Origin of the sequence: Vibrio sp. HA2012 (assembly GCF_002812955.1) — a bacterium.
Lineage (GTDB): Bacteria > Pseudomonadota > Gammaproteobacteria > Enterobacterales > Vibrionaceae > Vibrio.
Genome location: NZ_PFXK01000009.1, coordinates 24,966 through 38,053 on the forward strand (window position 1 = coordinate 24,966; position 13,088 = coordinate 38,053).

Consider the following 13,088-nt stretch of genomic DNA (forward strand, 5'->3'; position numbering starts at 1 on the left):
TAAAAAGCCTGCAGAATTGGATTCTGCAGGCTTTTGTTTTATCGACTAACTTATTGTGTGCTCACCGATAAGTTATTTTTTAGCTTTAGCAAATGCTGCAGCAAAAGCACCACCCATTGCGCTGTTATTCTGCGGTTCAGTACGTTGACTTTGCTGTTTGCGGGATGTTTCTTTTGGCCTGCTGTTCTGGTTATTACGGGCAGGACGGTTATCTTGTCCTGGTTCGTCAGTCAGACGCATGGATAGGCTGATCCGTTTGCGTTGAATATCTACTTCCATCACTTTGACTTTGACGATATCTCCGGCTTTTACGACGTCTCTCGGGTCGGCAATAAAACGATCCGTCAATGCTGAAATATGTACCAGCCCGTCCTGATGTACGCCAATATCTACGAAAGCTCCAAAGTTGGCTACATTGGAGACGACACCTTCCAGAACCATGCCGGGTTCCAGGTCGGAAACTTCATTGATACCGTCGGCAAAGGTAGCGGTTCTGAACTCCGGACGTGGGTCTCGTCCCGGTTTGTCCAGTTCTCTGATAATATCGCTGACTGTCGGTATACCAAAGGTCGTATCGGTATAATCGGCGGCTTTCAGACTTTGCAGGAAGTCGCTGTTACCGATCAGTGCCTTAATGTCTTTGTTGTTTTTTTCTGCAATAGCTTTTACGACCGGGTAGGCTTCCGGGTGAACGGCTGAAGCATCCAGTGGATTTTTTCCGTCCATAATCCGCAGAAAACCGGCACACTGTTCGTAGGCCTTCGGGCCGAGACGAGCTACTTTTTTCAGTGCTGTCCGGGTTGCAAAACGTCCGTTTTCATCTCTGTGGTTAACAATATTCTGAGCAATAGTCGCAGACAGTCCGGCAACACGAGTCAGCAGAGCTGGGGAGGCGGTATTGACGTCCACGCCTACGGCATTAACACAGTCTTCAACAATGGCATCCAGACGCTTCGCCAGCATACTCTGACTGACATCATGTTGGTACTGGCCCACACCGATGGATTTGGGGTCAATTTTTACCAGTTCTGCCAGTGGATCCTGAAGTCGGCGAGCGATGGAAACCGCACCACGTAAGGAAACATCCAGATTCGGAAATTCGTTGGCTGCCAGTTCAGAAGCTGAGTAGACGGAAGCCCCAGCTTCGCTCACGACAACAGTCTGTATATTTAGCCCCGCTTTTTTCAGAGTATCTGCTATAAAAGCGTCGGTTTCTCGGGAAGCCGTTCCATTACCTATTGCTATCAGATCGACATTGTGGCGACGGATTAATTGCTCAACGATATGGGCAGATTTTTCAATCTGCTTATGCGGTGGGTTTGGATAGATAGTCTCTGTTGCCAGCAGTTTACCGGTTGAGTCCACAACGGCGATTTTCGAGCCGGTACGCAGGCCGGGATCCAGCCCCAATGTTGCCCGTGGTCCTGCAGGCGCGGCCATCAGAAGGTCTTTCAGATTGGTTGCAAATACTTCAATGGCCTCAATCTCGGCGCGTTCTTTCATTACTCCCATCAGTTCTGTTTCCATATGCATAGAGACTTTGATCCGCCATGCCCAACTGATTACTTGTTTACGCCAGTTATCTGCAGCAGCTTCGCTCAGGTGAACAGCGTAATGATCGGCGATAATGGTTTCACAATAGGAGTGACGGCTCTGCTCTTCTTGTTGTGGATCAGCATTTAGGGAAAGCTGAAGAAAGCCTTCATTGCGTCCGCGCAGCATCGCCAGAGCCCGATGAGAGGGTACGTGACTGATGCGTTCGTGATGTTCGAAATAATCTTTAAATTTTTCGCCTTCCTGCTCTTTACCCGTAATAACGCGAGAACAGATTTCAGCATGGCTGTTCAGATAACGGCGGATTTTTTCCAGCAGATCGGCATCTTCTCCGATGCGCTCCATAATAATAGCCCGGGCTCCATCCAGAGCGGCTTTGGTATCGGAAATGCCTTTATCGGTATTGATATAGTGAGCGGCTTCTGATTCTGGCTCTGTCTGCGGCTGATGCCACAGGGCGTCAGCCAAAGGTTCCAGTCCGGCTTCAATAGCAATCTGACCCTTCGTTCGGCGTTTGGGTTTATAAGGCAAATACAGGTCTTCCAGACGGGTTTTACTGTCGGCCTGTTGAATGGCCTGTTCCAGTTCAGCGGTCAGTTTACCCTGATCCTGAATTGATTTTAGAATGGTCTGACGGCGCTCATCCATTTCTCTCAGGTAGCTGAGACGACTATCCAGCGTCCGGAGTTGGGTATCATCCAACCCGCCAGTCACTTCTTTACGGTAACGGGCGATAAAAGGTACTGTGTTGCCGTCATCAATCAGGGTGACGGCTGCATTCACCTGCTCTGGACGAACATTCAGCTCCTGTGCGAGCTGGTGGCAAATTGTTTTCTGGGCGGAGATCGCTTGGCTCATCCGTTTTCTCTTTCATTTACTCATATCTTATTCCTGTAAATGGGGGCAAATATGCCAATTTCCAGCACCGGGATAACATAATAGCAAGAGAATTATTTTTACATATTGAGCTGTAAAATAAAATATTGTTACTTTCTTTTAATTATCTTTAATTATTTATCTTTTCCATTCATTAATGAAGATTAATTTTGATAAAAATATTCTTTAATGTAATTGATTATTATGTAGAATACGTTCACCTTTTATGTAACTGATTGACTAGTACGGAAAACATTATGACATCCTCTGTCAATACATACAGAGTTTTTACGGATATTGCCAAGGCAGTAATTATATTAGGCTTATTGAGTGTGATATTTGCGCATTTCGATACCTTTGAATTCTTGCTGAGATTTGTTGATCGCCATGAAGCGTGGGAGTTAGATGAACTGTTTCTTATCTCATTGTTCAGCCCGGTAGTCTTGCTGTGGTTTGCATACCGGCGTTGGCGGGATTACATGGCGGAAATGAGAAATCGACAACAATATGAACAGGCACTGTTGCAGCAGATGAAATACGATACATTGACCAAACTTTTTAATCGTTCTTCATTGGAAAAAGCACTGGAAGAAGCAATACAGGAAAGTATTTCTGGAGCTGAAAGATTAGTTTTAGTGCTTATTAATGTTGACCGTTTTAAACATATTACCAGCCGATATCCTGAGAAAACGGCTGATATTGTATTGAAGAGTCTTGCAAGGCAGCTTCGTTTTTCTGCGCGTGATGGTGATATTCTTGCTCGTGTTGGCGTCGATGAATTTGCGCTGATTATGAAAAAACATACCTCAGATAACTTACATCAGCAGCTGGAAAATATACGTAATAATGCCTGTATTCAGGTATTAGGGGAAGGGGAGTTGATACAGATAAACTGCAGTCTTGGTGTTTCTATCTATTCTTATGCAGAAGACTATACGATCAGCGCACTGAATCTGCTGCGTCAGGCTGAGCTGGCTTTGTTCCAGTGCCGTCAGCATGAGGGAACCTATTACCGCATATACAACAGGCAGGCTCAGGTAGCGATTAAGCGTGAACAATATATTCGTGCAGATATTGAACGGGCGATCAGTGAAGGTGAGCTGGAATTGTTTTTTCAGCCTCAGCTTGATTTACTCTCAAATCAGACCGTTGGTGCTGAAGCATTAATTCGTTGGAATCACCCTGAAAAAGGTTTCCTGACCCCGGATAAATTTCTTGATGCTATTGAAGGGCATCCGGTGTCTGTTCGCCTTGGTGAGTGGGTTATGGAGAGCGCGTTACAGGTTTTGTCAGGACTGAAAAATCTGGATCCGGATTTGACGGTAAGTGTCAATGTTTCTCCCTATCATCTGCAGCAGAAAAATTATCCGGAGCGTTTAGAGCAACTGCTACAAAAATACGCGGATGTTTCTCCTGAGTCACTCAAGATAGAGATAACTGAAACCGGGAAGATGACTGACTACCATCAGGTTCGTCAGTCAATGGCCGCTTGCTGTGAGCGAGGAACGAGTTTTTCTCTTGACGATTTCGGTACAGGATTCTCCGCTCTGAATCAGTTGCGGGTATTGCCGGTAGCACAACTGAAGATCGACCGTTCTTTTGTATCTAACTTTTTAGTGGATGATAATGATTTTAAGATGGTAAGCAGCATCATCGGGCTGGCAAAAAGTTTTGGTCTGGATTTGGTGGCTGAGGGCATAGAAACCTTAGAACAGTGTGAAAAATTAAAAGAGCTTGGGTGTAAAAAAGTACAAGGGTATTATTTCTCAAAACCGATTCCCGGAGAGGCTTTCCGTGATTGGGTAGAAGCCGAGAAACAATACAATTGAGATAAATACGTGAAAACCAAATTAATCACCCGAGAAGGTTACAACAAGCTGAAGCAGGAGCATGATTATCTGTGGAATGAACGACGCCCCGAAGTCACAAAAATAGTGACATGGGCCGCCAGTCTGGGAGATCGTTCGGAAAATGCTGATTATACTTTTAATAAACGTCTGTTGCGGCAGATTGACCGTAGGGTGCGGTTCTTAAGAAAATACTTTTCTGAGGTGACGATTGTTGACTACTCTCCTCAGCAGGAAGGAAAGGTCTTTTTTGGAGCCTGGGTTGAAATAGAGAATGTTGCGGGTGACGTAAAAATATTTCGTATCGTTGGTCCGGAGGAAATTTACGGTGATGCCAAAGATTATATCTCTATCGATTCGCCAATGGCTCGTGCGCTGCTGAAAAAAAGTGTGGATGATGAAGTGTATGTCAGAACACCGGAAGGTGATAAAGAGTGGTTTATTAATTCGATCGAATACCGTAAAAATATGGAATCTTAGTGGTTTTTTAGGTTAATTAGCTTGAGTTTTTAGAGGTTGTTAGATTAATCAGCTGATGAATAAGTGAAATAAACCTTAACAATTCTTTTCATGATTTCTATAACGATAATGATAAATTTATCAGTTCTTTTTTACGCAATAGTATCGGAACCTGATTATGCATGAAAACTTTAAAATTTTAGTGGTTGATGATGATGTTCGTCTGCGTTCATTATTAGAACGTTATCTGTCCGAGCAGGGCTTTCAGGTGCGCAGTGTCGCGAACGGTGAACAAATGGATCGGCTGCTCAAGCGGGAAAATTTTCACCTGATGGTGTTGGATTTGATGTTACCCGGAGAAGACGGGTTATCGATTTGTCGCCGTCTGCGTCGTGCAGAAAATAGCTTACCTATTCTTATGCTGACGGCGAAAGGTGATGAGATTGATCGTATTGTTGGGCTGGAAGTGGGAGCTGATGATTACTTGCCTAAGCCGTTCAATCCCAGAGAGCTTCTGGCTCGAATTAAAGCCGTGCTGCGTCGTCAGACTATCGAAGCCCCGGGGGCACCAAGTAGTCAGGAATCTCTGGTTGAATTTGGAGGATTCACGCTTAACCTTGGTACCCGGGAAATGTTTCGGGGTGAAGAGGTTCTGCCTCTTACTTCTGGTGAATTTGCGGTACTGAAAGCTCTTGTGACCAACCCCAGAGAGCCGATGTCACGCGATAAGCTGATGAATATGGCCCGTGGGCGCGAGTATTCTGCAATGGAACGTTCCATTGATGTGCAGGTTTCCAGATTACGACGGATGCTGGAGGAGGATCCTGGTCATCCGCGTTATATCCAGACAGTTTGGGGTCTTGGATATGTCTTTGTGCCGGATGGAAGGAAAAGCTGAGGGTGTTAAAACTCCGTCGTTCGCGAACTCAGACCATCCTGTTGCTTATTCTGGTTCTTGTTGCCAGTCAGGGTTTCGTTTTTTACGCGGTATTCCACTATGCTTTGCTCCCCGGTCTGCAGCAGTTTAACCGTATTTTGGCCTATGAAGTTGATTTGATGCTGGATCAGGCGGAAGTTCAGGAACAAGCTTTGGCGCTTTCTCCTTCCTTGCAAAGACATTTGCTAAAGCAGTTGGGACTGACTTTACATCATAGTGATGAACCTTTGGCTGCCGAATTTGAACACGCGACTCAGATTGATTTTCTCAGTGATGATATGAGCCGGGATCTGGGCACTCCGGCAGAAGTCCGGCTGATCCTGGGTCACGAAAGCTATGTACTCTGGATCCGAATTGAAGCTTTTCCGCATATGCTGTTGCGGATCCCATTGTCTGAATTACAAGAAGAGGATTTTGCCCCTCTGTTCTATAACAGTATTCTGATGGCGCTGCTCATTATCGGCTGTAGCTGGGTTTATATTCGCCTGCGCAACCGGCCGCTTATTGCACTGGAGCAGGCTGCATTGAAAGTTGGGCGCGGAGAAACACCATCTCCTCTGCCAGTGAGCGGAGCAACAGAAATCCGGGCAGTCACCAAGGCATTTAATCAGATGTCGAAAGGTATTCAGGCTCTGGAAGACGACAGAACACTTCTGATGGCGGGGGTGAGTCATGATCTGCGTACCCCTTTAACCCGCATTCGTCTTGCAACGGAAATGATGTCTCCGGAGGAAGGTTTTCTGGCCGAAAGTATTATTCAGGATACGGAAGAGTGTAATGAAATTATCGGTCAGTTTATGGATTACCTGCGGCCGGCAGAACCGGATAAATATGAGCCGGTTAACCTGAACCGGATCGTTGAAGGAATCGTCAACTCCGAACAAACAGAGCAGGCGGTGCAGATGGAAGCTTTTCTTTATGATGAACTGAAACCATTTCCGGGAAATCCGGTAGCCATCCGGCGTGCCGTCACCAACTTGGTGATCAATGCGATACGCTATGGTCATGGTTGGGTATTACTCACTACCGGGCTGAGTGCTGATAAAAAACAGGTCTGGATTTGTGTGGAAGACAATGGTCCGGGGATTGACGCTGAGCAGTTAAATAAGCTGTTTGAACCCTTTGTCAGGGGGGATGCTGCCAGAGGCAGTGAAGGAACCGGGCTTGGGTTGGCCATTGTGAAGCGCATCGTTGTTCAGCATGGTGGTGCTGTTTCTGTTAATAACCGTTCTGAGGGAGGACTGAAAGTGCAGGTCAGTTTCCCTGTGTGATCATCGGTTATTATTAAGCTTTTGCGTATAGATCCCGTTCACCGAGCCAGCGTTGAATAATTGCCTGAGCATTGTCAGGATAACGCTCATGGACGTGACGGGCGAGGCGCTGCACTTCTGGGATCAGGCGCTGATCACGGATCAGATCGGCAATCTTAAAATCAGCCAGACCGGTCTGTTTGGTTCCCAGTAGTTCACCGGGTCCCCGGATCTCCAGATCTTTCTGGGCTATAACAAACCCATCACTGCTTTCCCTTAATACGCCAAGCCTTTTCTGGGCTGTTTTTGATAGAGGAGCATGATAAAGCAGTACACAGTGACTGGCTACGGAGCCCCGTCCGACCCGTCCGCGTAGCTGATGAAGCTGCGCCAGCCCCAGACGTTCCGGGTTTTCTATAATCATCAGACTGGCATTCGGTACATCAACTCCGACTTCAATTACCGTAGTTGCAACCAGCAGGTGCAGTTGGTTGTCCTTGAATTGCTGCATGACGGTTTGTTTTTCATCCGGCTTCATCCTGCCATGTACCAGACCAATGTTCAGATCCGGCAACTGGCGTTGCAGTTCTTGTGCGGTATCTGCTGCTGCCTGAGCTTCCAGAACTTCTGATTCATCGATCAGGGTACAAACCCAATAGGCTTGTTTGTTCTCATTCAGGCAGGCATGGCGTACCCGTTGGATAATTTCATCCCGTTTACTGTCCGGAATAGCAACGGTGGTAACCGGTGTTCGTCCCGGAGGTAATTCATCAATGATCGATGTTTCTAGATCTGCATAGGCGGTCATTGCCAGTGTGCGGGGAATCGGAGTTGCTGTCATGATCAACTGATGAGGGAATGCTCCCTGAGCTTCTCCTTTTTCCCGTAATTTCAGGCGCTGGTGGACACCAAAACGGTGCTGTTCGTCAATAATGATTAGCGCCAGATGATGGAAATGTACCTGCTCCTGAAACAGAGCGTGGGTTCCGACAACCATCTGTGATTTACCTGAAGCAATGTTCTCCAGCTCGGCTTCGCGTGCTTTTCCTTTGAGTTTTCCAGCCAGCCATCCGGTGTTAATGCCTAAAGGCTTCAGCCAGCCGGAAAAGTTAATTGCATGTTGTTCTGCCAATAGTTCTGTTGGAGCCATCAGTGCAACCTGATAACCGTGTTCTATGGCTCTTAGCGCTGCTAAAGCTGCGACCAGCGTTTTTCCAGAGCCGACATCACCCTGTACCAACCGCATCATAGGGTGAGGTTTGGCGAGATCGGTTTCAATCTCACGGACAACCCTGTTTTGGGCTGTAGTAGGAGAAAAGGGAAGCTGATGTAGCAACTGGTCTTTTAATCGATGGGTTGGTGCTAAAGGAAGAGCAGTATCCTGCTGGCCTTTACTGCGTACTGCCAGCATGGAGAGGTTCTGTGCCAGCAGCTCTTCCAGAATCAGGCGTTGCTGCGCTGGGTGCTGTCCCAGCTCGAACTCTTCCGGATGGATATTCGCAGGTGGCCTATGGATGATATGCAGCGCCTGCCCCATGCTCATTTGATTCGGATAAAGTCCGTCTGGGAGTAACTCTTCTACCGCAGCGTTGTCCAGTAAAGCCAGTGCCTGGTCGGTAAGGTTGCGCAGGGTATTTTGGCGTAGACCTTCCGTTGTCGGATAGACGGGGGTAAGGGTTTGTTGTGTATCAGGTTTTTGAGTGGTGGTGAAAAACTGGTAGTCCGGGTGGATAATTTCCAACCCATAACTACCGCGCTTTATTTCTCCGTAGGCATAAACAATACGACCCTCAGTAAAGTTGTTCTTCATTCCTGCAGTGAAGTTAAAAAAGCGCAGGGTGAGAGTGCCATTACCATCACTTAGCTTAACGGTCAGCATCTTTTTCCGGCCGAAAACGGTATCTGTATTCATGACTTTACCCTGTACCGCTCCCCAGAGTCCGGCATGTACTTTTGCCATGGGGTAAATTCGGGTGCGGTCTTCGTAACGCAGAGGAAGATGAAACAGTATGTCCTGAATGGTATGCAGTCCCACTTTGGCCAGTTTTTCTGCAACTTTGGCTCCTACACCGGATAAGGCGGTCACAGGAACAGCAGATAAGAGTTGGGACATGGGGGCTCTCTCTATATATAAAATCGTCAGTGCTTTCGCAGGGATGACGAATTTATTCTTTTTTCACACTATCACTTACGCTGCATTTCTTCCCACCATTGAAGGTCAGCAATGATTTGGCCTTCATTATCCAGCGGTGGATAGGGTAGCCCTTTACGCTTGGCGACATTTGCCAGTACAGGGTGTCCGCGTTCAAAAAGAATACGTCGGATGGTTTCTTCAGGCAAGGCAGATACCGGATTATCGTACATACCTGCGAGCTGCCTCTGTCTCTGCGCTTCAAACAGGATCAGTGCGCTGGCAACAGAGACATTCAGTGATTGCACCATGCCGACCATCGGGATAACGATATCCTGGTCCGCCAGTTGCAGTGCAGTACCGGTAATACCGTGCTTTTCTCCGCCAAGAATAATCGCTGTCGGTCTGGTGTAGTCAATATCGCGAAAATCTACGGCTGTATCGGAGAGGTTGGTAGCCAGTATCTGCATCCCCTGTTTTTTCAGGGCAGAAATCGCCAGTTCTGTCGTCGCATGGGTATCCACTTCTACCCAGTTCCGGGCTCCTGCTGAGGTATGTACAAGGGTTCGCATTTTCTCGTCCGGCCAGACGGCATGGATTTTATGCAACCCAACAGCATCGGCGGTACGAATAACGGCTGATACATTGTTGGGTTTATGTACTTCTTCCAGACACAGCGTCAGATCGGGCTGACGTGCTTTCAGTACAGTCTGAATACGCTGATAACGTTCTGAATTCATTTTATTTATTTCGTCGGCGGACTTTAAGTACCTGAGGCATGACGCGGATTTTTTTCATTATTCCGGCCAGATGCACCCGGTCTTTGGTGGTCAGAGCAACCGCAACGGTATACAGACGCCCGTCTTTTTCTTCAGTTGCAATACCGTGAATATTCGAACCGGTTCGCGAAATGACATTCGTCAGTGCAGCCAGTGCCCCTTGCTGGTTATGCATATCAATCTTCAGTTCCGATATAAACTCATGATCATGTTCATCTGACCATTCGACATTCATATATTTATCCGGTTCTTTTTGATAGCCACGAATGTTTGGACAGCTTTCTCGGTGAACTACCAGTCCACGACCGGGAGAGACATGAGCGATAACGTGATCGCCCGGAATCGGGTAGCAGCACTTAGCGTATGTCAGAAGAATACCATCAGCTCCTTTGATCGAGAGTTTTTGTTCGGATGTTCTGCTGACTGAACTGGTTTCAGTCAGTTCACCAGTATCACCCAGCAGGCGTCTGGCGATAACAATACTCATCAGTTCACCCAGACCGATTGCTGCCAGCAGATCATCAACTGACTTCATCCGTAATCCGTCCAGAACTTTGGTGACATTTTCCGGATAGATGGTATCGATAGAATGGCGCCCAAGAGCGTGATTTAACAGACGTCGGCCAAGTGCTACAGACTCTTCACGTCGCATGGTTTTCAGCACCTGACGGATCTTAGTCCGGGCTCGGGAGGTAACCACATAGTTCAGCCATGCTGCGTTCGGTCTGGCTCCTGGTGCACTGATAATTTCAATAGCTTGACCGTTTTTCAGTGACTTACTCAAAGGATAAGGCTGGCGATCCACTCTTGCTCCTACACAGGAGTTCCCGATATCGGTATGCACGGCGTAGGCAAAATCGACAGGAGTTGCCCCGGCCGGAAGTTCGACAATCCTGCCTTTTGGAGTAAAGACAAAAATCTCATCCGGGAACAGATCGGATTTTACGTTTTCGATAAATTCGAATGAGTTGCCGGCACTCTGCTGTAGTTCCAGCAGGCTTTGCATCCAGCGTTGTGCTTTAATCTGAGCGGTTGTCCCGGTTGTATCACTGCCGGATTTATAAGACCAGTGTGCAGCAACACCTTTATCTGCCATCTGATCCATATCTTCAGTCCGGATCTGGACTTCAACCGGAACTCCGTGAGGACCGACCATAGAAGTATGTAATGATTGGTAGCCGTTGGCTTTGGGTACGGCAATGTAATCTTTCATACGACCCGGACGTGGTTTATACAGACTGTGTACCTGACCCAGAACTCGATAGCAGGTATCAGCAGTATCGACGATCACCCTGAAAGCATAGATATCCATAATGGTATGGAAACGCTGCTCTTTACCACGCATCTTGTTGTAAATGGAATAGAGGTTTTTTTCCCGTCCCAGAACCCGGGCTTTTAGTCCGGCGTCTTCAAGTCGTCCTTCTATCTCAGAATGGATGCGCTGAATCATCTCTTTACGGTTACCGCGGGCAGAACGAACCACCTCTTTCAGCACCCGATAACGGTTAGGGTAAAGGGCTTCAAACCCCAGTTCTTCCAGCTCAGTTTTTATATTATGGATACCCAGACGGTGTGCCAGTGGAGAATAGATTTCCAGAGTTTCCCTGGCAATTCGGCGGCGTTTATCCGGACGCAGTGCACCCAGCGTACGCATATTATGGGTACGGTCAGACAATTTGATCAGGATAACCCGGATATCCTGTACCATTGCCAGAACCATTTTACGGAAGTTTTCTGCCTGAGCTTCTTTCCTGTCCCGGAATTTCAGCTTATCCAGCTTAGAGACTCCGTCAACCAGCTCTGCGACAGTATCGCCAAACTGATTAGCAAGATCTTCCTTGGACACTTCAGTATCTTCGATAACATCATGCAGTAGTGCTGCCATTAAGGTTTCATGGTCAAGACGCATTTCAGCCAGAATTCGTGCTACGGCGACTGGATGGATGATATACGGTTCACCACTTGAACGGGTTTGCCCTTCGTGAGCATTTTTTGCTACCACGTAAGATTGACGCAGAGCCTCTAACTGAGGCTCTGTGAGATATTCCTGGGCAACGTCCCTGAGACTATCGAATAGATACAAATTTCTGTCCCTGAAACCGGAATTAACGGTTGTGAGCGATACTGCTGACAGCGGCCAGTTCAGCAGCTTCTTGTTCTTGCTGCTCCTGACGTTCACGTGCGTCCAGCACTTCTTTGTTGATCAAACCTTCTTCGATTTCGCGCAGAGCGATAACCGTTGGCTTATCATTCTCTTCCGGCACTAGTGAATCTTTGCCGCCAGTTTGCATTTGACGTGCGCGGCGAGCCGCAATAAGAACAAGGTCGAAACGGTTGCCAACTTTTTCAACAGCATCTTGAACAGTTACGCGTGCCATGAGGACTCCAAATTAATTAAATAAAATTTAAACGACGGGAAATTATACAAGCTGAACCGGCAAAGATAAACATATCCCCGGCTTTTATTACGCTAGTAAGGCAGTCAGCATACCATTATATTTGGCAGCTTGTTTATCCTGTTTCAGTCTTTCTGCCCGGATAATGGCTTTGAAGTCCATTAATGCGGCATCAAAGTCATCATTTACGATAAGATAATCGTACTCATCATAGTGGGATATTTCTGATTTTGCTTCACTCATTCGCTTGGCAATGACTTCTTCACTGTCCTGTCCACGGGCATTCAAGCGGCGTTCGAGCTCTCCGTTCGATGGCGGAAGAATAAAAACACTTTTGGCCAGTGGCATCTGAGTACGGATTTGTTGAGCACCTTGCCAGTCGATATCCAGAAAGACATCGATCCCTTTCTGCAAGTTTTCTTCAATCCATACCCGGGATGTTCCGTAGTAGTTACCAAAAACTTCAGCATATTCCAGGAATTCACCTTTTTCGATTAACGTTTCGAAGAGGGCCTTCTGTACGAAATGGTAATGTACACCGTCTTGTTCTCCCGGGCGCATGCTGCGAGTTGTGTGAGAAACGGAGACTTTCATTGCGTAAGCCGGATTGGATTCCAGCAGAGCCGAAATCAAGCTGGATTTACCTGCTCCGCTCGGTGCAGATACGATGTAAAGAGTACCTTGAGCCATGTCGTTTAGTTCCTACTCAGAAAAAGAGTGAAATATCTGATAATCAGAATAGTACTGTTATCTGTTTCAGTTCGCTACAGGCAGCGAAAAAAAGGGAGACGAAGATTAGCACGATACGGGGTTGTTTAACAACTGTTCGTATTAGTTTGTTTGATAAAGTTAGAACGGG

At 47.1% G+C, this 13,088-nt stretch carries 10 protein-coding genes; 4 read left to right on the forward strand and 6 right to left on the reverse strand.

Features of this window, described 5'->3' with window-relative positions; all coding sequences use genetic code 11:
* Positions 1 to 72: 72 nt before the first annotated feature.
* A complete protein-coding gene (locus CSW98_RS15210; protein ID WP_100801336.1) occupies positions 73 to 2,412 on the reverse strand; it encodes a Tex family protein in 2,340 nt (779 codons plus the stop codon).
* Between the two features lie 275 nt (positions 2,413 to 2,687).
* On the opposite strand from CSW98_RS15210, the gene CSW98_RS15215 reads away from it, so the two are divergent.
* From CSW98_RS15215 to envZ, 4 genes are all read left to right on the forward strand, one after another.
* Complete coding sequence (locus tag CSW98_RS15215; RefSeq protein WP_100801337.1) at positions 2,688 to 4,259, forward strand: putative bifunctional diguanylate cyclase/phosphodiesterase; 1,572 nt, start codon at positions 2,688 to 2,690, stop codon at positions 4,257 to 4,259.
* A 9-nt stretch (positions 4,260 to 4,268) separates the two neighbouring features.
* Positions 4,269 to 4,757, forward strand: a complete 489-nt coding sequence (gene greB / locus CSW98_RS15220) for a transcription elongation factor GreB (protein WP_100801338.1) — start codon at positions 4,269 to 4,271, stop codon at positions 4,755 to 4,757.
* A gap of 157 nt (positions 4,758 to 4,914) precedes the next feature.
* Positions 4,915 to 5,634, forward strand: coding sequence for an osmolarity response regulator transcription factor OmpR (ompR, locus tag CSW98_RS15225; RefSeq protein WP_100801339.1), 720 nt, complete (start codon positions 4,915 to 4,917; stop codon positions 5,632 to 5,634).
* A gap of 2 nt (positions 5,635 to 5,636) precedes the next feature.
* A complete protein-coding gene (gene envZ / locus CSW98_RS15230) occupies positions 5,637 to 6,944 on the forward strand; it encodes a two-component system sensor histidine kinase EnvZ (RefSeq protein WP_100801340.1) in 1,308 nt (435 codons plus the stop codon).
* Positions 6,945 to 6,957: 13 nt separating this feature from the next.
* Here envZ and recG read toward each other — a convergent pair whose 3' ends face one another.
* The 5 genes from recG to gmk all read right to left on the reverse strand — a co-directional run bounded on the left by recG (position 6,958) and on the right by gmk (position 12,919).
* Positions 6,958 to 9,036 carry an ATP-dependent DNA helicase RecG gene (gene recG / locus CSW98_RS15235; RefSeq protein WP_100801341.1) on the reverse strand — a complete coding sequence of 693 codons (2,079 nt, stop codon included), beginning with the start codon at positions 9,034 to 9,036 and terminating at the stop codon, positions 6,958 to 6,960.
* Between the two features lie 71 nt (positions 9,037 to 9,107).
* A complete protein-coding gene (gene trmH, locus CSW98_RS15240) occupies positions 9,108 to 9,794 on the reverse strand; it encodes a tRNA (guanosine(18)-2'-O)-methyltransferase TrmH (RefSeq protein WP_100801342.1) in 687 nt (228 codons plus the stop codon).
* A 1-nt stretch (position 9,795) separates the two neighbouring features.
* Entirely contained in the window at positions 9,796 to 11,916 is a 2,121-nt protein-coding gene (gene spoT, locus CSW98_RS15245) for a bifunctional GTP diphosphokinase/guanosine-3',5'-bis pyrophosphate 3'-pyrophosphohydrolase (protein WP_100801343.1), read from the reverse strand.
* A gap of 22 nt (positions 11,917 to 11,938) precedes the next feature.
* Positions 11,939 to 12,211 carry a DNA-directed RNA polymerase subunit omega gene (rpoZ, locus tag CSW98_RS15250; RefSeq protein WP_100801344.1) on the reverse strand — a complete coding sequence of 91 codons (273 nt, stop codon included), beginning with the start codon at positions 12,209 to 12,211 and terminating at the stop codon, positions 11,939 to 11,941.
* An 87-nt stretch (positions 12,212 to 12,298) separates the two neighbouring features.
* Positions 12,299 to 12,919 (reverse strand): guanylate kinase, encoded by a 621-nt coding sequence (gene gmk / locus CSW98_RS15255; protein WP_100801345.1) that lies wholly within the window; start codon positions 12,917 to 12,919, stop codon positions 12,299 to 12,301.
* Between the last annotated feature and the right edge of the window lie 169 nt (positions 12,920 to 13,088).

Bases quoted from the DNA above. Each gene is read 5' to 3' on its own strand.
- CSW98_RS15210 (WP_100801336.1), bottom strand. From the start codon at position 2,412: ATGAGCCAAGCGATCTCCGCCCAGAAAACAATTTGCCACCAGCTCGCA.
- CSW98_RS15215 (WP_100801337.1), top strand. From the start codon at position 2,688: ATGACATCCTCTGTCAATACATACAGAGTTTTTACGGATATTGCCAAG.
- ompR (WP_100801339.1), top strand. From the start codon at position 4,915: ATGCATGAAAACTTTAAAATTTTAGTGGTTGATGATGATGTTCGTCTG.
- recG (WP_100801341.1), bottom strand. From the start codon at position 9,036: ATGTCCCAACTCTTATCTGCTGTTCCTGTGACCGCCTTATCCGGTGTA.
- trmH (WP_100801342.1), bottom strand. From the start codon at position 9,794: ATGAATTCAGAACGTTATCAGCGTATTCAGACTGTACTGAAAGCACGT.
- rpoZ (WP_100801344.1), bottom strand. From the start codon at position 12,211: ATGGCACGCGTAACTGTTCAAGATGCTGTTGAAAAAGTTGGCAACCGT.
- gmk (WP_100801345.1), bottom strand. From the start codon at position 12,919: ATGGCTCAAGGTACTCTTTACATCGTATCTGCACCGAGCGGAGCAGGT.